This is a genomic window from Bacillus sp. RSS_NA_20 (assembly GCF_020165915.1).
GTDB lineage: Bacteria > Bacillota > Bacilli > Bacillales > Bacillaceae > Bacillus > Bacillus altitudinis.
On sequence record NZ_JAIUKW010000005.1, the window covers coordinates 617,240 to 643,942 of the forward strand.

A 26,703-nucleotide genomic window follows, 5' to 3' on the forward strand; every position below is an offset into this window, starting at 1 on the left:
TTTGACTAAATGTTTACTAAAGATATTTGAAGAATAACACATAAATAAAGCGCTTTCAATTATAAATTTTTGCTTTTATGAAGTTTTTGAGTATGTTTTGATAAGGAGATAGTTTGTTTAGTAAAATTGCGTAAAAAAGAGGATGGGCTTCATCCTCCTTTTTACTAAGGTGATTTCATTGTGGCTGTTTCTTTTGCGAACAATTGCTTCATTATTTCCCATGCTTTATCTAATTCTTCGTGAAGGCCAAATAAACCTGAAGTGCCAATGATGTAAATTTCATTTCCTGCCTCAGCAAGCAACCGGAACGTGCTTTCATTACAAGAGCCGTCTACCTCAATTGAAAATGAGTATCCCCCCTTCTCTTTGATTTCTTTCACCTCTTTCATTTTCGGAAGCATTTCTTTGATAAAAGGCTGACCCGCAAACCCTGGATCAATTGTCATGATCGTCACCCGGTCTATTAAATGAATAAAAGCATCTAATGCTGCAACTGGTGTGGCGGGATTGAGAACAAAGCCGACCTCACACTTTCTTTCGTGGATATGCCGAATGATTCGAAAAACGTCTTTTTGCACCACTTCTGGATGTAAACAAATCATCGTTGCGCCTGCATCAATACATGCATCAATTAAAAATTCCTGAGGCTGTTCGGCCATTAGATGAACATCAATCGGAACATCTGTCAGTTTCCGAAGTTGTTCAATGAAAAAGGGTGATAAGGTCATATTCTTTACGTAATGACCATCCATGACGTCGACATGATAACGGTCTGCCCTTGTGTTCAGAAGCTGAATTTGTTCACGGAAGTGCGTTAAATCCATACACATTAATGAAGGTGAGAAAATGGCTGTCATCCCCTAATGCCTCCTTTTTATAGATGAAATAAAAATTTGATCAATCCAATCAATATTCCGATGATACCGAAGTCTGTATCGCCAAATGTTGTCCCTTCAAAGCCAAGAGTGCCTAACACAGGAAGTAAACAAGCTGGTAAAAATGAAAGGAGTATTCCATTTACAAAGGAACCGGCGACTGCACCTCTCACTCCCCCCGTTGCATTGCCATATACGCCCGCTGTCGCACCGCAGAAAAAGTGTGGCACAAGTCCAGGAACAATGACAGTTAAACCAAACAAAGGAAGAAGGAAAATAGACACGATGCCTCCAGCAAAACTGCATAAAAAACCGATGATCACCGCATTTGGAGCAAATGGGAAAACAGTTGGTGCATCAAGTGCCGGCTTTGCCCCTTTGACGAAACGATCGGCAATCCCTTTGAAAGCAGGCACAATTTCTCCGATTGCCATCCGTACACCTGCTAAAATAATGTACACCCCAGCAGCAAAGGTAATGGCCTGAATGAGAATGAAGACAGCAAAGTTCGTACCACCACTAATGTTTTCTATGAATGAAATTCCCGCAAACGGTGCAATCGCAAAGAAAAGCAAAGCCATTGTAATGGAGATGGCCACCGATGTATCTCTTAGAAAACCGAGTGATTTAGGCACTTGAATGGTTTCCGTTGATTTCTCTGGGCGCCCGACCCATTTGCCGATCATTCCCGCTGTAAAATAGCCGAACGTACTGAAATGACCGAGCGCCAGATCATCATTTCCAGTGACTTTCCTTGTAAACGGCTGAAGGATTGCGGGAGCAATGACCATTGCTGCACCTAATACGATTGAACCAGTGGTGATCAGCAGCGTTCCTTGCATGCCAGCTGTTGACAGAACGACTGCAAGCATAGCCGCCATATATAGCGTATGATGACCAGTTAAAAAGACGTATTTAAAGGGTGTGAATTTTGCCAAAAGCAAATTGACCACCATACCAAAAATCATAATAAGCGCTGTCTGTGTACCGAATTCCTTTTGGGCAATGGCCGCCATGGCATCAGTATTTGGGACAACCCCTTGAATGTGAAAGGCTGCTTCAAACATCTTTCTGAAAACCCCAAGTGAATCAGATACGACTGTGGCGCCCGCTCCTAATATTAAAAAACCCATTGTTGTTTTTAAGGTGCCTGATACAGTATCGGCAGCTGACTTTTTCTGCAAAAGTAAACCAGCGAGTGCAAACAAACCGATGAGAATTGCGGGTGTGCCCAATATATCGTTCATGATCAGTTCTATCATGATGTGAATCCCCCTTTTTCCGTCGATTATATGTGTTTACGAAGGACGTCTTTAATGGCTTCCTGGTCTAACAAGTTATTTAATCCAGCGACCTTTCTTGTGCCGTCATCCAGCTGATCGATAATATCTGTTGCGCCAATATAGAGGTCTGCTTGTTCATTTTTGCTTGTACTGAGATCGGTGTGATCCACTTCCGCTAATAGTCCTAATTCTTCTAATGCCTTTTTGACATTCATTTCAACAATAAAGCTGCTTCCTAAACCGTTTCCGCATACAACTAGAATTTTTTTCATCCTCTTTTTCCTCCTTTATACTTGTGAAAATCGATTGATTAGTTGTTGAATGGCTGCTAATTCCTCTGCTTCAATCAATTGTCTCACCCGTTTTTCTTCACTTAACAGCATCGTCAGCTGTTTGAGTGCTTTCAGGTGGGTCATACTGTCAATGGCAGCTAATACAATGATGAGCCGAACTTGCTTTTTTCCATCCTTTGAAAAAGAAACGGGCTGATGACATGACATAAGTGACATGCTTAATTTGTTCACGCCATCCTCTGGTCTGGCATGCGGAATCGCCACTTGTGGCGCAATCACAATATAAGGGCCATTTTGATGAACAGACTGGATCATCGCTTTCACATAACTTTCCTGAATCGCTTGTTGATCAAGCAAAGGCTGCGCTGCTTTTGTAATGGCCTCCTGCCATGTGTCTGCTGTTTGCTGGAGCTGAATGGTTTCTTCTGTTAATAAATCGTTTAACACTGGTTTCCACCCTTTCTGGTGTGATACATATGTGGAATGAAGCAGCTCCTTCAAGTCATGAAGCAATGCTTTTTCATTTTGAACGATGGTATGCTGCTGAATGATGTTGAATAAAGCATTCACATGGTGCTCATCAAGCTTAGGTTCTGAGCCTTCTCCATATTGAAGCAATGTTTTTTTCTCATAAGCAGTGAGAATCGGGTGCACGAGATGAACAGGTTTTCCTTTAAACGATATAGGTGTCGTTGACACAACAAAGTCAGCATCAATGGATGTTAATTCTTCATATGAACGTTTTGATAACAGTCCGCGTATGTCGATGTAGCCGATTAATTCAAGAAGCTGCGTTTTCAGCATGTGACTGGTGCCAATTCCTTCTCCGCAGACAATGTAAACAGAACGTTTCGCAATCGACGAAATCCCTTCTCTTCTCATCCAGCCGCCAAAATGCATCGCCACATAGGCAATTTCATGATCGCTCATCTTTGAACAGGCCGCCTTCTCTAAATGGCAAGCAACCTTTTGCGTGATGTCAAACACCTCTGGCTGTGCATGTTTCATGGAATCTGTTAATTCATTGATGATCTCAATGTGATAGATGAGCCTATAATAGGCCGGAATTAAATGCATGGTTAAGTTTTGTTCCAAGACTTCTACTTCCTGGAAGGAAATACACGCATAACGCTGAAAGTCAATGATCATTTGTCTCGCAATGGTTCGAATGAGATGTTCTTCTGGTTTTTGACTTGTTGGAAGTTTTTGTTTTTTGGCACTGAGCCATAGCGTACTAAGAAAATAGATTTCATCATCATGAACCAAAAGACTGGTTTCTTTTTGAATTTGCGCCATGAAACGAATAGCAGCCAAGCATTCATCTGTTTTCTGCAATGTCCGTTTTTCTTCTGTTGAAATGTGTACAGCACGTCCTAGCTTCATCCGTTTAAAGTAGAAAAAGAGATCCATAGACAGCTGATCCAGCATGTCATCTGCAAACTCAAGCTTCAGATCTTGTTCGGATTGTTGAAGGAGATCATGTATTCTCTTATATGAGATAGGACCCTTTAACCAAACCGATGGAAACGTTTTTTCATTTTTTATCATGTTGCGAATGAAATGAATATAAGGTTTCAGCGCCAACCGAATTATTCTTTCTTCTCCTGAAATTAAATAGCCACTGGCCGCCTGATAATGAAGTGTAAGCTGCTGTTTTGAAAGTGCTTCTTTTAGTTGTTTCATATCTTCAAGCAGTGTATTGCGGCTTACCTTCGTCATCTCTATAAAATCATCAATTTTTAGATGCTTCTCACTGCATGCAATGGATAGGAGCAAGATGGCACGTCTTTCTTTTACACATGGTTCATAGTCATGACCGACAAGAACAGTGTCAGCTTTTTCGATAATGACTTCTCTCTCGTGTGGATGTAAATAGTAGCCTCGTTGATCTTTTCGCTGGACGCCACTAAGCTGATGGGTTTCCAGCCAGCTATTCATTCGTTTGATTTCAGCGTAGACCGTTCGAGTAGAGACATTCAGTCGATTCTGTAAATCTTCAATTGATAGATAAGTGGTCGTGTGAAGCAGCATCGATAATAAAGTCGTGCCCCTTTTGGTTAAGTGCAGTTGGAATCCCTCCCCTCTTCCCTTTGGTTATAAGTCTAATCAACTCGCATGTGTCAAAGAAGTCCAAATGTCTTCAGTAAATGCTGTGCAGGTTTTGGGTGCTGTTTTTTCGTCAAAAAAGCACACCCGTATGAGTGTGCTTTTAAACTTATATCCAAAGAGTTCTTTGTCTTCTTTTATTATGAAAGGAATGAGGTCATAAATGTCCTGGTAAATCTTTTTAAATGCCTATATTTTAATATTTCTCAATGCCTTTCACGTTCTTGATTCACCCATATATACTGCATAAAACGGACATTCATCACAGGGCCAATAGCCTTTGTTTCGGTTTTATTCGGTTTGAAGCGCAACAAACACAAAAACCTTAAAAGGCATAAAGACAATCAAGATTCATTTTGTTACTTCATTTTCACTGCTTCTTTCATTTCCTCTATTACTTTATCAAACCACTGTAGAGGATTTAATGAGATCGCCGGAAAGTAGATTTCTGCATTATTTTCGATAAAGCTTTCTTTTTCCTGTATTGTTAAAGGACTATTCGAAAAATCCTGACAATCCTTTATAGTGGACAGCAGACATTCTTTGCTAGCTTCATGGATAAACTCATCTAACGCTTCCTCTGGTGAATCAATATCCTGATGAAATGTCCCACCTAAAAAATCTTCTAACTTTTTTAAATAACTAGAGCTCTCATTCATTGAATCACCTATCATAATTAAAATTATCAGTTTAAATAGTCGAGTTTAAAAACCTTCATCTCATAGAAAACAATGTAGTGGTGTTTGCTAACCTAATTAATGTCAAACGAGAGCTTTCAGGTTGTGGCTCTGCTCTTTGATCAATTAATCTTGCTTACAATTAAATTGCGCAGTTTCCAATATGAAGTTCAAAGTGTTTTTCTTCTGAAAATATTTGAGCAATTTTACCTGTTATTTTATCTGCTACAATGATGCTATGATTCTCTGAAAATAGCCAAATTTCTTCAATTGCCTTATCGAAATCTAAAGCTTTTACATTTGCCCAAACAGGAAAAGGGTCATTTTCAATTAAAATAAACCATTCTTTTTTCTCTTTGAGAAAATCTAATGAATTTTTTAACCAAGTCATAATCGAGTCTTTGTCTGTATTTGTTAATATTTTGGAAGGTGTTGAATCTATTTGACGAAATTGTTTTAATACTGTTTCACATAATTTTAGCCATTGAGAAGCATCATCTTCAAAATCAATTACCTCAATATATGCTAATTGTTGTATTCTCTTTTTAGCATTCATCAAAGCAATTTTTTTCTGTATTTTTTCATTTTTATATACCATTTTTTTCATTCCTCGTTATTCATTATAATAGATATGGTGATCACCATTTGGTCCATATATATTTGAATATCTTTCTTTTTTAAAATCATAATTAAATGGATCGGCACCCTCTTTTGGTTTCCCTGCATGAGTGTGTAATTTTCCATCATTAGTATGTTGTACTATAACTCTTTTTCCTTTTGGGGTATCAAATTCATAGTACCGACCATGGTGAGTATGGTTAGAACTGTACTCATAATTACGATGTTCTTGCCCTTTCTTAAAAACATTATCTCCTACTTGCCATTGACGAGTAGGTTGTTGAGATCTAGGTATCCCCCCTAAATCCTTAGCGTGTCGCAAAGCCCTTTTTCGATTAAATCCTTCTGGACTTTGAGAACTTAACCCTATCTTCGCATGAAACCCTTTTGCCCCAAACGGCAACAGCATCCCCAGAGCCGCATTCATACTCGCTTCCTGCTGTTCTTTCGAGATCTTATTCCCAAACATATCTCTACCAGTAATCGCTTCGCTGAAGCCGTTGGTGGCGGTGAGGCCATATAAGCCTTTTTGAGATATTTTTAAGGCATCGAAGGACTTTTGGGACGTCTTGTAGATGTCGACTGCCCTAACTGCGGCAGACGTGGCTTGAGTCGTTTTATAGACGGCTTTACCGCCTTTGAAAATGCGTCCTGCCCAGCCGATGATTGGGATATATCCTGCTGCTGCCATGCCGCCTGCGGCGACTCGTTGGCCTGCGGTGAGTTCTTCACCTGTGATCGGATCGACACCTGTTGCGGCACGTTTTGCATCGTTCACGCCTGTCAGTTCATTGACGATATTTCCTCCGTAATCAAGAGCTTTTTCATACCACGGACGGTTGGCGAGTGCTTCTTGTTCCTTTGCGATCTTGCGGGCTTCTTCTTGATCTTTTTTGATTTTTAGATATTCAGACGTTTGCTTCTCAATATCGCTTTTTGCCTTGTAGATTTCGCTATTTTGATACGCTTTCTTGTCAAAATTCATAGGCGAAATGGATTTTCCGTCATTTGTCGCATTCATCATTTCTGCGTACAATGCCATTGTAGCCTGCTGCTCCGTCTCTGACAAAGCATATTCATCTTTTAGATTTTGATCAAGCTCTATTAAATCTTTTACTGTCTTTTTTCGTTCATCTTCCGCATCTTCGATCTTTTCATCAAAGGTTTGGCTATCAAATACCTTCAGTGAAATGAGGTCATCAATATCTTGAAAAATCGTTTTGAGTGCCTTTTTTTGATCTTTTACAATGCTTTTAGCATTTTTTATACCCATATGGACAGCATTCTCTAAAAAGTGTTCTTCTACGAAGGTATCGCCGCCAAAGCTCGTATCATCAAGTGTCCCAGAAACACCTTCATGAAAGGCTTTTTGTTTATCAATGAAGCTAATAAACATGTCCACATTTCCGGCGAGTTCTTTATAGAAGCTTTTAATGTTATCGGCACCTTTTCCAGTGAAGTCGTCACCGAGGTTGGCAACACCTTGTAATGCCTTTTTTAAATCTATCATTTGTTCGCGGAGTTCCTGATAGTGTTTTGCCCTTGTATCCATGGCACTGGTTAGTGCTTTTGCATCAAGTATCTTGCCCAGAAGAATTCACTCCTTCCTATTCATTGACGAGGTCAATTTTACCAACACGAAGTTTGTCATTAAATAGGAATATAGATACAAAAACAGTACTTAATATGTAAATGATCAGAAGCATATCCTCACTATTTTATTTTTCAAAGAAAAGCACTCCCTTAACATTATGCTCTCTTAAGACTTAGACTTAAGCAATTGTAGCTCTTGGTCCATAATATCTGCTGCTTCGTTAATAAATTGAATGATCAAGTCTAAATCTTCTCGTTTGTATTCGTTTGTGAGCTGTTTAGTTGATGCCGATAAAGATTGAAAGAGTTCCTTCACTTGTGATTTCCCAGCCGTTAATGGAACAATGATGACCCTTCGCTTGTCTTTTGGGTCCTTCTCCCTTTTGACGTAACCTGCTTTTTCTAACCGGTCAATGAGAGCGGTGACCGCACCTGAGCTGAGACCGGTTTTTTCACTTAATTCACCTGCTGTGAGTGGTCCAAGTTCGTTTAACAAATCTGCTGATTTGAGATCTGTTGGGAAAAGGCCGAGCGATTGAGCGGCTGCTTGGTGAAATAGGACTGTTCGTGTAGCAAGGCGTCTCATCGTATGAATGATCAGGTCTGCTTTGTCTTCTGCGTCGTTCTTTATTGACAACTTGTTCTCCTCCCTTTAAAATCAATTTATCTTGATCATCAAGATAAATGTTCTCTTACTTTATAATTAACTTGATCATAGCAAAAAAGTGAAGAGAACGTAAGCAGGAGGTAAATGAAATGAATAACGTGGATCATAAAGGCAAGGCATCCACTCGCTTTGTTGTCATCGGTTTGCTGTTAGGGATTTTTATGGCAGCGATGGACAACACCATTGTCGCAACAGCAATGGGAAGCATCGTCGCCGATTTGGGCAGTTTTGATAAATTTGCTTGGGTGACTGCTTCTTACATGGTGGCAGTGATGGCCGGTATGCCGATTTATGGAAAGCTTTCAGATATGTATGGTCGAAAGCGTTTTTTTCTGTTTGGACTTATTTTCTTTTTAATTGGATCTGCGCTGTGCGGCATCGCACAAACAATGGATCAGCTCATTATTTACCGTGCGATTCAAGGACTTGGAGGCGGTGCTCTTCTTCCGATCGCTTTCACAATTATCTTTGATATCTTCCCGCCAGAAAAGCGCGGGAAAATGTCCGGTATGTTTGGTGCAGTTTTTGGTCTATCCAGTGTATTAGGCCCGCTGTTAGGAGCGATTATTACGGATTCGATCGGCTGGCATTGGGTGTTTTATATTAACGTACCAATCGGTATTGTCAGTGTGTTCTTGATCGCCAAATTTTATCAAGAATCGCTCGAGCACCGCAAGCAGAAAATTGACTGGTCAGGTGCCATTACACTTGTCGTTGCGGTTGTCAGTTTAATGTTCGCCCTTGAGCTTGGCGGTAAATCGTATGCATGGGATTCTGTTCAAATCTTGACACTATTTGCTGTGTTTGTTGTCTTTGGCACCATCTTCTTCATTGTTGAACGAAAGGCCGAAGAACCGATTATTTCTTTTTGGATGTTTAAAAATCGTTTGTTTGCGACATCTCAAATTTTGGCGTTTTTATATGGCGGGACGTTTATTATTCTAGCTGTCTTTATTCCTATCTTCGTCCAGGCAGTGTACGGTGAATCTGCAACAAGTGCCGGGTTCATTTTAACACCGATGATGATTGGGTCCGTGATTGGCAGTATGATTGGCGGAACGATGCAGACGAAAGTACCTTTTAGACGATTAATGACCATCTCTGTGATTTCATTTTTTGCTGGGATGCTGCTGCTTGCCAATATGTCGCCTGATACAGCAAGATTGTGGCTTACGCTCTTTATGATGATTTCAGGTTTTGGCGTTGGATTTAGCTTCTCCCTTCTACCATCTGCTTCAATGAATGATCTCTCTCCGCGCTACCGCGGCAGTGCTAATTCTACCAATTCATTCATGAGATCACTTGGGATGACTTTAGGCGTGACGATTTTTGGAACGATTCAAACCAATGTCCTGACAAATCGTTTAGCAGATGCTTTTAGCGGAATGAAAGGAGCTTCTTCTCAAGTTGGTGACCCACAAGCCATTTTCCAAGAGGGGGCACGCTCACAAATTCCGCCTGATATTTTAAATAAAGTGATTGATGCGATGTCACAAAGTATTACGTATGTATTTATGATTGCTTTATTCCCGATTGCACTTGCGGCGATTACGGTCGTATTTATGGGAAATGCACGAGTACGTACATCAAATGAAATGAAAGAAAGCGAATAATGTAAAAAAAAGCAGAGCGATGCGGCTCTGCTTTTTTTCATCTTATTGATATAAAAGTTGGGCTTTTCCTTCACTGCCAACGATCTTTATTTTAGATGTGACCATGTCTTTGGCTGCTTGTTTTGCTTTTTGTAAATACATACGCGGATCTAAGCTTTCAGGTTCGTTTGAGAAATGATCACGAATCGCTTCAGAGTATGCATTTTTCAGTTCAGTGGACACATTGACCTTTGCCATACCGAGTGCGACACATCTTTTGACATCCTCATCTGGTACAGCTGAACCACCATGAAGGACAAGTGGCACTTCGACAAGCGCTGCAATTTGTTCAATGCGGTCAAAGTCGATATCCGGCACCCCTTTATAGATGCCGTGGGCCGTGCCGATCGCAGGTGCTAAAGTAGGTACACCAGTTTCTTCTACAAATTGACGGCATTCTGATGGAATGGCTTTTTCAGCATCTTTTTCATCCACGACAATATCATCTTCTACCCCGCCTACCTTGCCTAACTCGGCTTCTACATTCACACCTACTTTTAAGGCAAGGTCAACCACTTCTTTTGTGCGGCGTACATTTTCTTCATATGAATGCATGGAAGCATCGATCATCACGGATGTATATCCTGCTCGTATACAAGTAAGAATCACATCAAAATCAGTGCAATGATCGAGATGAAGGCCGATTGGGATTTGGTATTGATCAGCTGCCGCCTTTACTGTATCTGCAATGGCTTTTGCGCCAAGCGATTGGACCGTGCCAACCGTTGTTTGCAAAATGACAGGTGATTTTAATTCAGCTGCCGTTTCAAGTACCCAGTAAATACTATCAAAGGAATGTACATTGAATGCGACAATTCCGTATTTTTCTTTTTTTGCTGCTTCAAGCATAGGTGTTGTGGAAAGTAAAGGCATAGTCAAACATCCTCTCTCGTCAGAATCTCTGTTTTTAATAAAGTGAGCATTTCTTCATTTGTTCTTGTTTCGAGCAGTTTTTGTCGTCTCGTTTCATCCATTAATCCGCGTGAAAGAGCAGAAAGTGCTTGTAAATGAGTGGTTCCTGCTTCACTTTTTGGAATGAGTAAGGATAAGAAGAAAAAGCAAGGCTTCCCATCAAAAGCGTACCATTCGATTCCGGTTTCTGTACGGACGATGACGAGTGCCGGTACTTGAATGGCGTCTGACTGTGTATGCGGAATGGCAAATCCATCTTGAAAGCCGGTTGTACTAAGAGCTTCTCTTTCAGCTAGTCCTTTTTTGACTGCCTCAGGAGATGTACAAATCCCTGCTTCAGAGGCAATGTCAGCTATGGCTGCGAAAACGCCAGCCTGTGAAGAAGCCGTTTCATGTAGATTCATATAAATATGTTCCATCATTTCTCTTCCTCCCTATTAAACTGCGGGTTTGTCTATTTTCTTGCGGTAAAGTCCGTATAGAATCGCACCTACAAGTGAGCCGATGAGTATGGAAAGCACCCACTGAAATGCCCCTGTGACGACTGGTAAGACAAGGAATCCACCATGCGGAGCAGGAACCTGTACGCCAAACAGATAGGTCAAAATGGCAGAGATGGCCGAGCCAAACATGATAATTGGCAGGACAACGACTGGGTTTTTTGCTGCAAATGGAATGGCTCCTTCAGTAATATGAGTCGCTCCGAGAATATAGTTGATCATCCCAGCATTTCGTTCTTGTGGTGTGAAATGTTTTCGGAAAATCGTTGTGGCAATCGCAATGATAAGCGGTGGTGTAATACATGCTGCTGACACCCCTGCCATGAAATAAAGGTTACCTTCTGCGAGTAAAGCCGTTCCTGTGACATAGGCTGCTTTGTTAAAAGGTCCTCCCATATCAAATCCACACATGGCTCCAACAATTAAACCTAAAAGCAATGGATTGGTGGATTGAACTGATGAGAGAAAATCCATTAATGAATGATTTAGCGCTGTAATTGGAACTAATAGCGGGGTCATGACAGCCCCGATTAAGAAAATACCAATGACAGGATAGATGAAAATTGATTTTAATCCGTCAAGTGATGCTGGTAATTTTTGAAGCAGGAATTGAAGAAGTACGATGATATACCCTGCTGCAAAACCTGCGATAATACCACCTAAGAATCCAGCGCCTCCATCGTTTGCAAGCAGGCCGCCGATAAATCCGACAACCATCCCTGGGCGTTTGGCGATTGAATCAGCGATAAATGCTGCTAAAATAGGCACCATTAAGCTAAAGCCGAGCCCGCCAATGTTTTTCAAGTAGGCAGCGAACGGATGATACGTTTCATGCTGAGGATCAGCTGAGTAAATACCGAATAGAAAAGATAAAGCGATTAAGACACCGCCCCCAACAACAAATGGAAGCATGTGTGATACACCGTTCATTAAATGCTTATAGATGGTGTGTATCCACTTATTCGCTGACTTTTGTTGAGCTGATGAAGGCGCAGATGTTTTTTCTGTTCTAGAAGCTCTTCCTTTCACTTGATGAACGGGGGCTTCTCCATTGATAATGCCTTGAATCAGTTCGTTTGGTGTGCGAATACCCTTTGCTACAGGCACTTCAATGAGTGGTTTGCCGTGAAAACGATCTGTATTCACATCTTTGTCAGCAGCGACAATGACCCCATCGGCCTCCAAAATGTCTTGATCCGTTAAAGCGTTTTCAATTCCTACTTGACCATGCGTTTCCACTTTAATGTCGACCCCTAATTGCTCAGCTGCGATTTTTAATGCCTCAGCTGCCATAAATGTGTGCGCAATGCCTGTTGGACAGCCAGTGGCAGCGACAATTTTCTTGCGGCTCATGTGAACTCCCCCTTATATGTTCTGAATGTGTATTTGCTCAATTAATGAATCAATGTCATGTAAATCACTTAACCCTTTTGAAAAGGCGGTAGATGCCCCTGTTGCAATGCCGTAGCGTAAGCATTCTTCCGAAGGTTGTCCTTCCAGCTGTTTACTTAGGAATGCAGCGAGCATGGCATCACCAGAACAAGCCGTGTTTACGACCGTTCCTATTGGTGCATTTCCTTTTAATACGGCTTCGTTTGTAAGGAATAGTGCACCTTCTCCTCCTCGGGAAATGAGTACTTGCTCTGCACCCATCTCGATCAGCTTTTGTCCTGATTCAACGAGTTCTATTTCTGATAAACGGTGGGTTTTTCCAAAAAATGCGGCCATTTCTTCTTCATTTGGTTTTAGTAAATATGGTTTGTATTGAAGTGTTTCTAAAACCGCTTTAGAGCTTGTGTCTAAAATAAATTTCACGTTGTTTTGATGACAAATAGCGGCTATCTCTGAGAAAATGCTAGCAGGAACGCCTTTAGGCAGACTGCCTGACATAATGAAGATGCTGCCTTTTGGAATGGTCGAGATTTTTTCGCGAAAGGCATCAAGCGCTTTTGCCTCAATAGCAGGTCCTTGATTCACAAGCTTGTATTCTTCCGTTGTGTTAATAAATACATTAATGCGTGTAATCCCATCCACCGGGATAAAATCAGTTTGAATGGAGAGATCTTTTAACGATTGTTCAATATATGAACCTGAAAACCCAGCAATAAATCCTAATGCAGTGCTGGTGAAGCCATATTTCTTTAGCATAATGGAGACATTAACACCTTTTCCATTCGGCTGATAATCCTCATCTTCCGTGCGGTTGACTGTATCTGCCCGCATTTCTTTTAATGCAATATATAGGTCAATAGCAGGATTTAAGGTGCAGGTATAAATCAATTGGTTTCACCTTCTTTCTTTTCTCTAAAGAAAGTATCTCATACGATTCAGTGAAAATGTTTTCAGATTGTGTAAAGGTTTTCACGGTAAAAAGCCTCCCATCATAAAGTGTGGAAGGCTTTTTGAGTGTTTATTTCATCCGAATCACATAGGCGTCTAGTAAAATGCGGGCAATGACATGAAGCGACAGGCGGGACCTGACTTCATAATCTGGGAAGAATGATTGTTCCCCTTTATATCCGACGAGTGTCATATCTGATATTTTACTTAATGTAGAATCAATTCTCGTTGTGACCGTAATGGTCGTGACCTGCTTCATACTGAGGTTTTGGCAGGCTTCCACTAGTTCTGAGGTTTCTCCATTTAATGAAACAAAGATGGCAAGTTCGTTTTTATCAATGTCACGCGACTTGAGCCGAATGATATTCGGGTCGTCATGAACTTCACATGTTTTTCCGATGAGCTGCAATTTGATGGTCATCTCTTTGGCGATCATCTCTGAAAAGCCTCTGCCAAAAATATAAATTTTGTCTGCATCATGGATCTTTTGAACCGCATCCTCAATTTGCCCAATACTTTGCAGTTGAATCGTCTTTAAGACCTCTTCTTCATTTTTTCGAATGGCTAGTTTGATGTCTTCGTCAATATTTTTTAGTTGATCACTATCATCTGTCATTTTCTTTTCTTGTTTCAATCGATATTTAAAGGATGTATAGCCGTTGTATCCGATTTTCTTCATCAGTCTGACAATGGTCGCTGTCGACACGTTGGCTCTTTCACTTAATGTGACGATGGATAAGGTGGAGATATCCTCTAAATGCTGGTGAATATAATGCAGTAAATAACGTTCTGTTTCACTTAACGTTTGATACACATCACTTGGTATATTAAATAATGGTTCATTCAATGCGATTCCCCCTTACTCATTTCATACTATAATTAAATGCCCTATGAAAACAAGGTGATTCTTTTATCCTGTATTTTTTATTAGAAAGCTGGATGAGTGAAATTTTGTTTTTAACATAAGCTAACAAAAAGAACGGTTTGTGTGAAAGGAGTTGATCACTGTGCTTCAATTCTTGTTTTTTCTGATCCTTTTATATGTGGTGTATGTATTTTTGACCGCATTTGTCTTGTTTTATTTACCGTTTCAAAAAACTTGTAAAGAACATTGCATCTATAAAGCTTCTTCCATCTCAGGAGACGACCAAGGCATAAATCAAGTCATGCTGCTTGATGACGGATTTGAATCGGGTCAAGTGAGAGTTCAAATGATTCGAGAGGCTGAAAAGAACATTCGTTTGAGTTATTATTCCATTCAAAAAGGAAAAACCGCCGAATGGGTGCTTGGTGCTTTAATTGAAGCGGCTGATCGAGGAGTAAAAGTTCAGCTGTTGTTAGATGGCATTTGCCATAGCCTGCGTGGACCGCTGAAGCATTTGCGTTATGCTGTGGCGAATCATCCGAATATGGCCATTCGTTTTTATGAGCCTTTTCGTTTGTTCAAGCCATGGACGTGGCATAACCGCCTTCACGATAAGCTTCTTTTGGCGGATGGCAGGGTCGCTGTCATGGGCGGCAGAAATATTGGTGATAAATACTTTGCAGATCAGCCGCCGAAAGACTTTGCGTATGACCGAGATGTGCTGCTGTACAACGCCAAAAAAGGAAAAGTATTAGATGAAATGGAACAGTATTTCGTTTATTTGTGGAATCATGATTTTACGAAAAGAACGAAAGATGTATTTTCCAAGGCAAAAGCGAAAAAAGGAAAAAAGTTAAGAAAACAGCTGCTTCGATCTTATCAGGAAGCCATTCGTACAAAAGAACCCTTTGTCACGTCCACATATGATTGGGCAAAAGACGCCATTCGTGCAAAGCAGATTGCATTTTTCACAAATCCAGTGGAACGCTTAAATAAACGTCCGCTCGTCTTGAAAAAGTTAAACGATCTCGCACAGCGGTCAAAGCGTTCTGTTCTTATCCAGACGCCTTATGTCATACCGACACGGCCAATGAAAGACGGGCTCACGCCATTACCAAGTGATATTCAAACGACGATCGTGACGAATTCTCTTACAGCGACACCAAACCCTTTAGCATTTGCAGGATATTTAAGCACGAAAAAGGAATTGATGAAAACAGGTGTTCATTTGTATGAATATCAAGGTCCGTATTCAATTCACGCCAAATCAATGGTCATTGATGATAACTTAAGTATTATTGGAACATATAATCTAGATGCAAGATCCAGCTTTTTAAATACTGAATCGATTTTGGTGATTGATAGTGCACCATTTGCGTTATCTCTGACGGAAGCAATCGAACGAAAAATCGCTTATAGTGTTCTCGTAGCGAAAGATCGGACAGAATATAAAGCAAGCGACTATGGACAGAAAAAAAAGCCTTTCATGAAAAGGCTCCTTTTAACTGGTTTATCTACCATAACGGTTTTATGGCGGCGGTTGATTTAAATAAAAGGGCAGCTACTTTTGTGGCAGCCCTTTTTCTCTTGACTGCTCCTCTTCTATTGGTTCAAGCTTGGTTAACTTAAATACGAGGATTCCTGCCACAATGACAAGTACACCTAATAATTTTGTAAAAGAAAATGTTACTTTTTCTAACCCAAGCCAGCCAAGCGAATCAAATAGAAGCGCACAACCTAGCTGGGAGGTGAGAACAATCGAGATTCCATAAGTGGGACCGAGACGTTTGATGCTCTGAACAAGACAGATGACAACGCCTACCCCGATGGCTCCGCTTATCCAGTACCAGGCTTCCATATGCCTTAATTGAAACATGCCGGTTCCTTCTAACAAAAGACCCATCAGAAGTGAAGCGATAAAGCCCATTCCTAGAACTAGCGTCGTTGTTGACCAAGAGCCTGTATGCTCATTGACTTTACTATTAAAAATGGTTTGTAAGCTGACAAGTGCCCCAGCAGTGACAGCTAATATTATTCCTATGATCATATATAAGTCCCTTCGTTTCTTCTATTCATAAATGTTGTGTTCTGCTATTTCTAAAAGCCCTTTTTGATCACAAATCGTAATCTTTCCTCTTCGCCTTTCAATCAGCCCTTTTTCTTGGAACTGCTGAATGACCCGATTAATATGGCGGTAGCTTGTTCCAATTAAGCTCGCTGCATCCGTGAGGCGAAGCGTGCGTGCGTGCGCGTCATCATCACCTGTTAAAACAGACAATAAATAGCTTGCAAGCCTGACCTCTACAGGGTATAAAAGGTGGAAGCTTAAATCATTTGATTTTGTATAAAATTTGTTTGTGATGCCCTTGAGCAAAAAGGCTAAAACTCGTGGATCGTCCTTTGCATGCCGCATGAGGGCTTGATGAGAAATCCTGAGCATATGTACTTCTGTAACGGCTTCAACTGTATTGACCATATCTGTCTGCTGAACGTATTCAATATCTCCAATCGCTTCAAGAGGGTTTTTAAAGCAAAGAATAAACGTTTTTCCTTCCTTTGTGGTGGTGAAAATCTTTAATTTTCCTTTCACCAGCAAGTACATATACTCCCTTTTATCCCCTTTTGAACAAATCAGCTCACCTTGCTGATAACGCCACAAGCTCACATGTGAGATGAGTTTTTGATGAAAGACATTCTGTAACTGATGCATCTTCATATAAGAGGAAAAAAGAGATTCATCATGCAGCTCCTCCATCTGATGCCCTCCTTTATAGTTTTAAGATGATGACGCCTGCAATCATTAAAAAGATGCCTGCATAATGGGGCCATTTCATTTTTTTCTTCTGAACACCAAACCATCCTTTTGCATCGATGGCAAAGGTAAACGCAAGCTGTGCGATAAGTAAAGCAGCGATGGTGAGTGTCACCCCAATGATTTGAATGGCAGTGACCTCATTAAAGATAATAATGGCTGCAAATGCACCTCCAATTAAATAAAGAGGCTGCACTTTTTTGTATTCCTTAAAGTGGCCATCCCGTACGATGAGTAAAATGACGAGAGAGATGATAAACCCTGTCAGCTGCGTGATCGTTGCTGCCTGCCACGTCCCGATATCTTGACTAATTCTGGCGTTGGCTACGCCTTGCAGTGTAATACAAGCGCCTCCTAATAATGCGAAAATAACACCTTTCATTCGTTCAAAAGCTCCTTCTTTTTTCAGTCTAGTTCCATTAAATGATAGATGCCTTCATGTTGAAAAGGACATATGTCCCACTTTGCGTATTATATCAGAAACTTTCCCTTTTACAGTTTCTCCGTTTTAGATTTTTCACAGTGGGTACAGTTTTATATCAGCTGAAAACAGAATATTGGATTGCATCACATATAAAAAGGAGACATGTCAGAATGAGAAATCAAGAGAAACACTTTATTAATGGAGAATGGGTCGCATCAACAGGAAACGAAACGACGGAGGTCATTAACCCTGCGACAGAGGAAGTCATTGGCACCATTAGTTTAGGAACGAAAGAAGATTTAGATCAAGCTGTCAAAGCAGCTCGAGCTGCCTTCCCTTCTTTCTCAAAAACATCTCGAACTGAACGAGTAGAAATGCTGGAAAACATTGTGCGCGGGTACGAAAAACGTAAGGATGAGCTTGTAGAAGTGATGACACAAGAACTTGGTGCACCATTGAAAGTGTCCGAAGAAGTTCATTACAAAATGGGTTATGAACATTTTTCTAAAGCAGCAGAAGCACTGAAATCTTATACATTTACCGAAGACCGCGGTGGACATACGATTATAAAAGAGGCGATTGGTGTCAGCGGATTGATTACACCGTGGAACTTCCCGACGAATCAGACATCTCTTAAAATTGCGGGTGCCATTGCGGCAGGTTCACCAGTTGTCTTAAAGCCAGCGGAAATTACCCCTTTTGCTGCGATGATTCTTGCAGAAATTATTGATGAAGCAGGTGTACCGAAAGGAGTCTTCAACTTAGTAAACGGAACGGGTGACGTGATTGGTGACGGCATTAGCTCACATCCTGATATTGACTTCGTTTCATTTACAGGATCAGGTGCCGTCGGCTCTAAAATTATGGAAAATGCAGCGGACAATGTGAAGAAAGTAGCACTTGAGCTTGGCGGAAAATCCCCTCTTATCGTCTTAGACGATGCAGATGTGGACGAAGCAGCAGAAACAGCCATTCATCATATTGCGATGAATACAGGTCAAGTGTGTTCTGCAGCTACACGTGTGCTGATTCCAGAATCAATGAAAGACAAGTTTGAAAAAGCGCTGCTGAACGCCCTGCCGAAGTTTACAGTTGGTGATCCGAGAGAAGATCACGCTACTGGCCCGCTTGTTTCTAAAAAGCAGTGGGATACGGTGCAATCTTATATTGAAAAAGGAATCGAAGAAGGTGCTACCCTTCTTGCTGGGGGAACTGGAAAGCCAGACGGAATCGATAAAGGATATTTCGCCAAGCATACCATTTTCACCAATGTGAAAAATGATATGACCATTGCGCAAGAAGAAATCTTTGGGCCAGTCATGAGTGTGATCACGTATCAAGACCTCGATCATGCCCTTGAGATCGCCAACGATACAGTGTATGGTCTTGCCGGGTATGTTGTTGGTCAAGATGAAAAAACATTAAAATATGTCGCTGAACATATTCGTGCCGGTCAAATCACCATTAACAATGCTGAAACAGATTACTTTGCCCCATTTGGAGGCTTTAAGCAATCAGGTATCGGAAGAGAATGGGGAGACTTCGGTATCGAAGAATATTTAGAAGTGAAAGCTGTGATGGGACTTCCAACTGCGTAAGTCAGGCGAAAAAGAGGAAAACGGTGCTCCGTTTTCCTTTTTTTGTGCCCTCTCCCCTATTCATCCGTGTTTTGTCATTAGAAATCTTAATCATGACAATCAATATTATATATTTTACTTAATGGCAAACTTTCGGTAAAGTTCAAATTGAACCTATATATATAATTCCTATCGAATTAATCTATGTTTATATTCCTTGTGAGGTGGATATTGTTGCAACTTCATGTATTGAACAGTCCGTTTAGCCAGGAGCAGGCAGAGTTACTCAATCAGCTGCTTCCGACTTTAACAGAACAGCAAAAAATTTGGCTTACTGGTTATTTATCAGCACAGACAGCCCTTGCCGGCTCAGAAGTTGTCGCTCCGGCGCCTTCTGCCGCAGCATCTGTACAGCCTGTGAGCAAAGATGTGACCGTGCTTTATGGGTCGCAAACAGGCAATTCCGAAGGGTTAGCAAAAAAGACAGCTCAGCATCTTGAAGAGAAAGGCTTTCAAGTGACGCTCTCTTCTATGTCCGATTTTAAACCGAATAATCTGAAAAAAATAAACAATTTACTGGTCATTGTCAGCACACATGGCGAAGGAGATCCGCCGGATAATGCCCTTTCGTTCCATGAATATGTTCACGGCAGACGAGCGCCAAAGCTCGATCATTTAAGCTTTTCTGTCCTTTCATTAGGTGACAGCTCATACGAATTCTTCTGTCAGACAGGAAAAGAATTTGACGAACGATTTGAAGAGCTTGGCGGTACACGCCTGTTTGACCGAGTGGATTGTGACCTTGATTATGATGAGCCATTTTCAGAATGGCTTCAAGGTGTTGCCTCTTCTTTGAGTGAAGGTGAAGCTGTATCACTGCCGCAAGAATCAGCGGGAGCCAACAATCAAGCCGTTTCTGAATATTCAAGAACGAATCCTTTTTATGCTGAAGTTCTTGAAAATATCAACTTAAATGGGCGTGGATCTAATAAAGAAACACGTCACTTAGAGCTTTCGCTTGAAGGTTCAGGCCTCGTGTATGAGCCAGGTGATAGCCTTGGCATTTACCCGACAAATGATCCTGCGCTTGTCGACGAACTGATTCAAACATGCGGGTGGAATGAAGAAGAATCCGTCACCGTTCATAAAAACGGAGACACTCTTCCTTTAAAAGAAGCACTCACCTCGCATTTTGAGATCACGGTTTTAACAAAACCACTTCTTCTAAAGATCGCTGCACTGACAAAAAGTGAATCCTTGCATGCCCTTTTAGAAGAAGGAAACGAAGAAAAACTGAAAGAATATATCGCAGGCCGGGACCTAGTAGATGCGGCTCGTGATTTCGGTCCTTTTGAAGGAACCGCCGCAGAATTCACGTCCATTTTAAGAAAAATCCCTGCACGCCTTTATTCCATTGCAAGCAGTCTCAAAGCAAATGACGAAGAGGTTCATTTGACGATAGGGGCTGTCAGATATGATGCGCACGGCAGAGAACGCCAAGGTGTCTGTTCGATTTTATGTGCAGAGCGCCTGCAGCCAGGTGATACGTTACCTGTTTATATTCAGCACAACCAAAACTTTAAGCTTCCTCAAGATCCAGATACACCGATCATTATGGTAGGACCAGGCACAGGCATCGCTCCTTTCCGTTCATTTATGCAGGAGCGTGAGGAAATGGGTGCAAACGGAAAGTCATGGTTATTCTTCGGTGATCAGCATTTTGTGACGGATTTCTTATACCAAACGGAATGGCAAAAGTGGTTAAAAGATGGCGTATTAACGAAAATGGACGTGGCTTTTTCAAGAGATACTGAGGAAAAAGTATATGTCCAGCACCAAATGAAGAAACAAAGCAAAGAATTATTTGAATGGCTTGAGCAAGGTGCTTACGTGTATATTTGCGGAGATGAAAAGCATATGGCGCATGATGTCCACAATACCCTTCTATCCATCATTCAAGAAGAAGGTGCGATGAGCAAAGAAAAAGCAGAAAGCTATCTTGCCAACTTACAGCAACAAAAACGCTATCAGCGTGACGTTTATTGATTTGATGCTTGAAAGAAAGGAGCTTTTACTTACATGGTGAAGACAGCATTAACAGCGCCGGATGGACCTCCGAGCGACGTAGAGGAAATCAAAGAAAAAAGTGATTATTTACGGGGGACGTTAAAAGAAGTGATGCTTGATCCGATTTCAGCGGGAATTCCGGATGATGACAACCGTCTGATGAAGCATCACGGCAGCTACTTACAAGATGATCGTGATTTGAGAAATGAACGACAAAAACAAAAGCTTGAGCCTGCCTATCAATTTATGCTGCGTGTCCGTCTGCCTGGCGGAATCGCCACATCTAAGCAGTGGCTTGTGATGGATGAGCTTGCTCATCAATATGGCAACGGTACGTTAAAGCTGACTACTCGTGAAACCTTTCAGCTTCACGGTATTTTAAAATGGAACATGAAAAAGACCATTCAAGATATTCATTCTACTATGCTCGATACGATCGCAGCTTGCGGCGATGTGAACCGGAATGTCATGTGTACATCAAACCCCTATCAATCAGAAGTGCACCATGACGTGTACGAGCTGGCGAAGAAATTAAGTGATGACTTACTTCCACAAACAAGAGCCTATCATGAGATTTGGCTTGATGAGGAAAAGGTTGCGGCAACGCCAGATAAGGAAGTTGAACCGATGTATGGTCCGCTTTATTTGCCAAGGAAATTCAAAATTGGTGTGGCGGTCCCTCCTGCTAACGATATTGATGTCTTTTCGCAGGATTTAGGCTTTATTGCCATTATAGAAAACGATCAACTGGTCGGTTTTAATGTCGCAATTGGCGGCGGAATGGGTATGACGCATGGTGATACAGCGACTTATCCGCAGCTTGCAAAGGTCATCGGCTTTTGTACACCTGAACAGGTCGTAGAAATTGCCAAACAAGTCATCACCATTCAACGTGACTACGGAAACCGTTCCGTCCGAAAAAATGCCCGCTTTAAATATACGGTGGACCGCCTTGGTCTTGAGAATGTAAAAGAAGAGCTTGAGCGCCGTCTTGGGTTTACTCTTTTAGAGGCAAAGGATTATCACTTTGATCATAACGGTGACCGTTACGGCTGGGTAAAAGGCATTAACGGCAGATGGCATTATACGATGTTTGTAGAAGGCGGACGCATCACAGATTATGATGATTATCCACTGATGACAGGCATCCGCGAAATCGCCAAAGTTCATACAGGTGACTTCCGTTTAACCGCCAATCAGAATTTAATCATTGGGAATGTGACAACTCATAAAAAGAAACAAATCGAACAGCTCATTCAGAAGTTTGGTTTATCAGACGGCCAGCAGCACTCTGCCCTGCGCCGCAGCTCAATGGCTTGTGTGTCTTTGCCAACATGCGGTTTAGCGATGGCTGAAGCAGAGCGCTACCTTCCACGATTGATTGATAAAATCGAAGACATCGTTGAAGAAAACGGATTAAGTGATAAAGAAATCACCATTCGAATGACTGGTTGTCCAAATGGCTGTGCTCGTCATGCGCTTGGAGAGATTGGATTTATCGGAAAATCACCTGGTAAGTATAATATGTATCTTGGTGCCGCATTTGATGGCAGCAGATTAAGTAAATTATACCGTGAAAATGTGGGTGAGGAAGACATTTTAAAAGAACTTGGCTCTATTCTCCCCCGCTACGCAAAAGAACGAGAAGAAAATGAACATTTCGGCGATTTTGTCATTCGGGCAGGGATTGTGAAAGAGACAACAGATGGAACGAATTTTCATATGCAATAAAAATAGACAGGAACCATCCTGTCTCAGATTGTTGACAAAGGGCTAAAATGAACTTTATTTTAGCCCTTTGTCTTCTTTTCAGCGTGATAGAAAACCTTTGCAGCCCTAGGAAGGACGAGCATCGGCGCGGCGCGAATTTAACATTCGTGAGCACCGAAGCGCAGGACTGACACCGAATGCGAGGGTTTGTCTACACGCTGAGACAGGAACCATCCTGTCTTTTTTATTTTTTCTGTTTCTTATTTAAGTATTCGGTCAGACTCTTATATACATCTGGATTGTCTAATGAAGATAGATCGGGTGAAGGCTGCTCTTCATACGCCCCTTTAAGTAAACGTCGTACGATTTTTCCATTCCTTGTTTTCGGCAAAGCTGAAATGAGATGAACTTCTTTTGGTGTGAGCGCTTTTCCGGCATGTGAACCAACATGGGCTGAAAGCTCTTGGATAAGGGCTGCTTCTTCAAAAGCATGAGGACTGGTCACGATGAAACAGACGAGCGCCTCCCCTTTCACCTCATCCTTTACCCCAATCACAGCGGCTTCATGCACGGCAGGATGCCAGGTAAGGATGGATTCAATTTCAGCTGGCCCGATGCGTTTACCTCCTGTATTAATGACATCATCCGATCTGCCGGTGATGTGGAATTCTCCGTCCTCTGTTTGCATGACCCAATCTCCGTGTGTCCATACACCGTCAAATCGTTTGAAATACGTATCTTCATAACGCTCCGGTTCGTTCCAAAAACCACATGTCATGCCGACCCATGGCTTTTTCACCACAAGCTCCCCTACTTCATTCATCACGCTTTGCCCAGCTTCATTGTATACATCTGCCGCCATTCCCAAGATCGCCGCATTAAAGAGAATCGGTTTGATGGGACGAAGCAGCGTACTGCCTACAATGCCGCCAGAAACCTCGGTTCCTCCTGAATAATTTAAGATTGGAATGTTCTTTTGACCAATGGTGTGAAATAACCATTGCCACGGAGCTTCATTCCATGGTTCCCCTGTAGAAATAATGGCTTTGACATGCGATAGCTCGACCCCATCAATCGTTTGCTGCATCGCAGAACGAACAAATGTAGGGGAAAGCCCAAAATGAGTGACTTTCTTCTCGTGGATGAATGACCAGAGCTGCTGCTCATCTGGATAATCGGGAGCGCCGTCATATAAAACGATGGTAGCTCCATTGATCAAGCCGCCAAAGACGAGAAATGGCCCCATCATCCAGCCCATATCAGTCAGCCAAAACAGCCGGTCTCCTTTTGCCACATCCATACATAGCCCGGCATCAAAAGCTGCCTTTATCGGAAAGCCTGCGTGTGTATGAACGGCTCCCTTTGGTGTGCCGGTTGTGCCTGATGTATACAAGATCATCAGCGGGTCTTCATTTGTGACATAGGTTGCGCCGATGATCGGCTGTTCTTTTAACAAATCATTTAGCAGGACATCGTCCTGATATCCAGTATGAGAGGAAGTGTGCACAATCACTTTTTGCACAGTTGTGGTTCTGTTGATGGCATCAGCCACACATTCCCGCATGTTGATCGTTTTCCCTCGCCGCATCATTTCATTCGCTGTGACGACAATGGATGCGCCTGACGCACGAATGCGTACAGCGAGTGGCTCGCTTCCATAGCCTGAGAAGACTGGGCTGAAAATAACACCAATCTTTGCAAAGGCAAGCATGACGGCGACCGTTTCTGGAAGCATTGGCATATAGATGATGGCTACATCCCCTTTTTGAAGTCCTTCTTTCAAAAAGCCAGCTGCAAGACGGCTCACTTTCTCTTGAAGTTCGAGAAATGACCATTTCTTTTCTTCACCGGCTTCATTGCTCCAAATGATGGCGGGCTGATGCCTCGTCTCTTCTTTTTCTGCCCATTTGTCCACAGCCGTTTCGGTGATGTTTAGTGTGCCGCCCTGATACCATTTCGGCCACATCAATGAGTGGTGACCTAATGCCGCTTCATATGGTTTTTTCCACTGAATGCCGACTGCCTTCTCCGCTTCTCTCCAAAACCAGTCTGTGCGATCAATACTGGCTTGATAGAATGAGTCATACGTAGAAAAACCAAGAGATTTCATCCACTGATGCAAACGTGTTTTTTGGCTCTGCTTTTCTTCCGGTATCCATTCTGGTTTCTGGTTGATCATGAGGTCAGCCCCCTTTAGACCGGATAGACCGGATGTTTTCGTTTCGTAAATGTCATGTCTTTCGATGAATAGGCTAGTAATCTATGACAAAGTTCCGTTCTGAGACGGTCAAATGGGATGACGCCATCGACAATCATTTCAGAGGCAAGCTCATAGATATTCATATCTTCCTGGTATTCCTTCCGTTTCTCTTGTATAAATGAAGCCCTCTCTTCGGGCGGGAGTTCTGCAATTTTATTTGCATAGACGGCATTTACAGCGGCTTCTGGACCCATCACAGCGATTTGCGCCGATGGAAGAGCGAGACAGCAGTCTGGCTCAAATGCAGGGCCTGCCATTGCATATAGTCCTGCTCCGTATGCTTTACGGACGATGACGGATATTTTCGGAACGGTCGCTTCTGACATAGCGGAGATCATTTTTGCCCCATGACGAATAATGCCGGCTTGTTCCACTTTTGTTCCAATCATAAATCCTGGTATGTCCGCAAGAAAGAGCAGCGGGATATGAAAGGCATCACAGAGCTGAATAAACTTGGCGGCTTTATCAGCTGAGTCGTGGAATAATACGCCGCCTTTGACCCTTGGCTGATTGGCAATGAGACCGACAGGCTGACCGTTCATTCTGCCAAAGCCGGTGATTAACTCTGCGGCAAACAGCTTTTTGATTTCAAAAAATGATCCTTCATCAATCAGTAAATCGATGAGTTGATACATATCAAATGGGGTATTCTGGCCTTTAGGGATTAAGTCTTGGATGGTGGTTTCAGATGGTTTAGGTGCTTTTGCTACTGTCGTTTTTGGTTTTTCTGTATAGTTGGCAGGCATATAGGTTAAATAATCACGTGCAATTTGAATAGCCTCTTCCTCTGTTTTGGCTAATATATCTCCGCATCCAGAAATGCTGCAATGCATTTTCGCACCGCCCATTTCCTCAAGTGATACTTTTTCACCGATCACCATTTCAGCCATTCGCGGCGAGCCTAAATACATAGAGGCATTTCCTTCGACCATGACGACAATGTCACAAAAAGCAGGGATATACGCACCACCGGCTGCAGATGGACCGAAGAGTAAACAAATTTGAGGAATGCGCCCAGACAGCTTGACTTGGTTATAAAAAATGCGCCCTGCTCCTCTTCTGCCTGGGAACATGGCGATTTGATCGGTGATTCTTGCACCCGCAGAATCGACTAAATACAGCATTGGACAATTGAGCTTCTCGGCCGTTTCTTGAATTCGAATGATTTTTTCTACTGTTTTGACGCCCCACGATCCTGCTTTAACCGTAGAGTCGTTTGCCATGACACAAACAGTCTGCCCATTCATACGCCCGGTTCCTGTGACGACACCATCTGCTGGTAAATGTTCATCTTTGCACTCTGCAAACATGGCATCTTCAATGAAAGAATCCTCATCTAATAACAAATGAAGCCGATCACGGACAAATAATTTTCCTTTTTCTTTGTTTTTTTGATGGTAGCGTTCTGCCCCGCCCTTTTCAATTCGTTGTTTATTTAATTCATATTCTTCGATCATAAACATTCCCCTTTC

General features: G+C 42.0%; 22 protein-coding genes and 1 pseudogene. 5 read left to right on the top strand and 18 right to left on the bottom strand.

The window, feature by feature from the left end:
- Positions 1-164: 164 nt before the first annotated feature.
- The 8 genes from alsE to LCD32_RS08715 all read right to left on the bottom strand — a co-directional run bounded on the left by alsE (position 165) and on the right by LCD32_RS08715 (position 8,031).
- Positions 165-857: a D-allulose 6-phosphate 3-epimerase gene (gene alsE / locus LCD32_RS08680; protein WP_008343724.1), complete on the bottom strand. Its 693-nt coding sequence runs from the start codon at positions 855-857 to the stop codon at positions 165-167.
- Between the two features lie 17 nt (positions 858-874).
- The gene (locus tag LCD32_RS08685) at positions 875-2,137 is read right to left on the bottom strand and encodes a PTS ascorbate transporter subunit IIC (RefSeq protein ID WP_025207436.1); all 1,263 of its coding nucleotides are present in this window, start codon (positions 2,135-2,137) and stop codon (positions 875-877) included.
- Between the two features lie 26 nt (positions 2,138-2,163).
- On the bottom strand, positions 2,164-2,430 hold the full coding sequence (locus LCD32_RS08690; RefSeq protein ID WP_017359544.1) for a PTS sugar transporter subunit IIB: 267 nt from the start codon (positions 2,428-2,430) through the stop codon (positions 2,164-2,166).
- Positions 2,431-2,445: 15 nt separating this feature from the next.
- On the bottom strand, positions 2,446-4,518 hold the full coding sequence (locus LCD32_RS08695; RefSeq protein WP_263485887.1) for a BglG family transcription antiterminator: 2,073 nt from the start codon (positions 4,516-4,518) through the stop codon (positions 2,446-2,448).
- 398 nt (positions 4,519-4,916) lie between these two features.
- Positions 4,917-5,216, bottom strand: coding sequence for a contact-dependent growth inhibition system immunity protein (locus LCD32_RS08700; protein WP_035391876.1), 300 nt, complete (start codon positions 5,214-5,216; stop codon positions 4,917-4,919).
- Between the two features lie 160 nt (positions 5,217-5,376).
- Positions 5,377-5,832 carry a hypothetical protein gene (locus LCD32_RS08705; RefSeq protein WP_051626171.1) on the bottom strand — a complete coding sequence of 152 codons (456 nt, stop codon included), beginning with the start codon at positions 5,830-5,832 and terminating at the stop codon, positions 5,377-5,379.
- A gap of 15 nt (positions 5,833-5,847) precedes the next feature.
- The gene (locus LCD32_RS08710) at positions 5,848-7,404 is read right to left on the bottom strand and encodes a T7SS effector LXG polymorphic toxin (protein ID WP_171465451.1); all 1,557 of its coding nucleotides are present in this window, start codon (positions 7,402-7,404) and stop codon (positions 5,848-5,850) included.
- Between the two features lie 207 nt (positions 7,405-7,611).
- The gene (locus LCD32_RS08715; protein WP_046527668.1) at positions 7,612-8,031 is read right to left on the bottom strand and encodes a MarR family winged helix-turn-helix transcriptional regulator; all 420 of its coding nucleotides are present in this window, start codon (positions 8,029-8,031) and stop codon (positions 7,612-7,614) included.
- Between the two features lie 170 nt (positions 8,032-8,201).
- On the opposite strand from LCD32_RS08715, the pseudogene LCD32_RS08720 reads away from it, so the two are divergent.
- Positions 8,202-9,774, top strand: a pseudogene (locus LCD32_RS08720) (MDR family MFS transporter).
- Here LCD32_RS08720 and LCD32_RS08725 read toward each other — a convergent pair.
- The 5 genes from LCD32_RS08725 to LCD32_RS08745 all read right to left on the bottom strand — a co-directional run bounded on the left by LCD32_RS08725 (position 9,768) and on the right by LCD32_RS08745 (position 14,363).
- Positions 9,768-10,637, bottom strand: a complete 870-nt coding sequence (locus tag LCD32_RS08725) for a ketose-bisphosphate aldolase (protein ID WP_019744149.1) — start codon at positions 10,635-10,637, stop codon at positions 9,768-9,770. The pseudogene LCD32_RS08720 and the gene LCD32_RS08725 overlap by 7 nt on opposite strands.
- Before the next feature lie 2 nt (positions 10,638-10,639).
- Positions 10,640-11,098: a PTS sugar transporter subunit IIA gene (locus LCD32_RS08730; RefSeq protein WP_056703185.1), complete on the bottom strand. Its 459-nt coding sequence runs from the start codon at positions 11,096-11,098 to the stop codon at positions 10,640-10,642.
- A gap of 15 nt (positions 11,099-11,113) precedes the next feature.
- On the bottom strand, positions 11,114-12,529 hold the full coding sequence (locus LCD32_RS08735; RefSeq protein ID WP_079919852.1) for a PTS fructose transporter subunit IIC: 1,416 nt from the start codon (positions 12,527-12,529) through the stop codon (positions 11,114-11,116).
- A gap of 12 nt (positions 12,530-12,541) precedes the next feature.
- A complete protein-coding gene (gene pfkB, locus LCD32_RS08740) occupies positions 12,542-13,456 on the bottom strand; it encodes a 1-phosphofructokinase (RefSeq protein ID WP_224563554.1) in 915 nt (304 codons plus the stop codon).
- Positions 13,457-13,586: 130 nt separating this feature from the next.
- Complete coding sequence (locus LCD32_RS08745; protein ID WP_007499235.1) at positions 13,587-14,363, bottom strand: MurR/RpiR family transcriptional regulator; 777 nt, start codon at positions 14,361-14,363, stop codon at positions 13,587-13,589.
- A 160-nt stretch (positions 14,364-14,523) separates the two neighbouring features.
- On the opposite strand from LCD32_RS08745, the gene LCD32_RS08750 reads away from it, so the two are divergent.
- The gene (locus LCD32_RS08750) at positions 14,524-15,930 is read left to right on the top strand and encodes a phospholipase D-like domain-containing protein (protein ID WP_041507183.1); all 1,407 of its coding nucleotides are present in this window, start codon (positions 14,524-14,526) and stop codon (positions 15,928-15,930) included.
- 12 nt (positions 15,931-15,942) lie between these two features.
- Here LCD32_RS08750 and LCD32_RS08755 read toward each other — a convergent pair whose 3' ends face one another.
- The 3 genes from LCD32_RS08755 to LCD32_RS08765 are packed head-to-tail and all read right to left on the bottom strand — an operon-like array spanning position 15,943 to position 17,575.
- Positions 15,943-16,428: a DMT family transporter gene (locus LCD32_RS08755; RefSeq protein ID WP_039167841.1), complete on the bottom strand. Its 486-nt coding sequence runs from the start codon at positions 16,426-16,428 to the stop codon at positions 15,943-15,945.
- A gap of 21 nt (positions 16,429-16,449) precedes the next feature.
- Positions 16,450-17,136 (bottom strand): Crp/Fnr family transcriptional regulator, encoded by a 687-nt coding sequence (locus tag LCD32_RS08760; RefSeq protein ID WP_025207452.1) that lies wholly within the window; start codon positions 17,134-17,136, stop codon positions 16,450-16,452.
- 13 nt (positions 17,137-17,149) lie between these two features.
- Positions 17,150-17,575 (bottom strand): DMT family transporter, encoded by a 426-nt coding sequence (locus tag LCD32_RS08765; protein ID WP_008343684.1) that lies wholly within the window; start codon positions 17,573-17,575, stop codon positions 17,150-17,152.
- Between the two features lie 212 nt (positions 17,576-17,787).
- Between LCD32_RS08765 and LCD32_RS08770 the strand changes: the two genes are divergently transcribed.
- From LCD32_RS08770 to cysI, 3 genes are all read left to right on the top strand, one after another.
- Entirely contained in the window at positions 17,788-19,215 is a 1,428-nt protein-coding gene (locus LCD32_RS08770) for an aldehyde dehydrogenase family protein (protein WP_224563556.1), read from the top strand.
- 213 nt (positions 19,216-19,428) lie between these two features.
- A complete protein-coding gene (locus tag LCD32_RS08775) occupies positions 19,429-21,240 on the top strand; it encodes an assimilatory sulfite reductase (NADPH) flavoprotein subunit (protein WP_224563558.1) in 1,812 nt (603 codons plus the stop codon).
- A gap of 33 nt (positions 21,241-21,273) precedes the next feature.
- Complete coding sequence (gene cysI / locus LCD32_RS08780) at positions 21,274-22,992, top strand: assimilatory sulfite reductase (NADPH) hemoprotein subunit (protein WP_224563560.1); 1,719 nt, start codon at positions 21,274-21,276, stop codon at positions 22,990-22,992.
- Between the two features lie 223 nt (positions 22,993-23,215).
- Here the strand turns inward: cysI and LCD32_RS08785 are convergent, their stop codons facing one another.
- Positions 23,216-25,150, bottom strand: a complete 1,935-nt coding sequence (locus LCD32_RS08785) for an AMP-binding protein (RefSeq protein WP_224563562.1) — start codon at positions 25,148-25,150, stop codon at positions 23,216-23,218.
- 14 nt (positions 25,151-25,164) lie between these two features.
- Entirely contained in the window at positions 25,165-26,688 is a 1,524-nt protein-coding gene (locus tag LCD32_RS08790; RefSeq protein ID WP_224563565.1) for an acyl-CoA carboxylase subunit beta, read from the bottom strand.
- Positions 26,689-26,703: the final 15 nt, after the last annotated feature.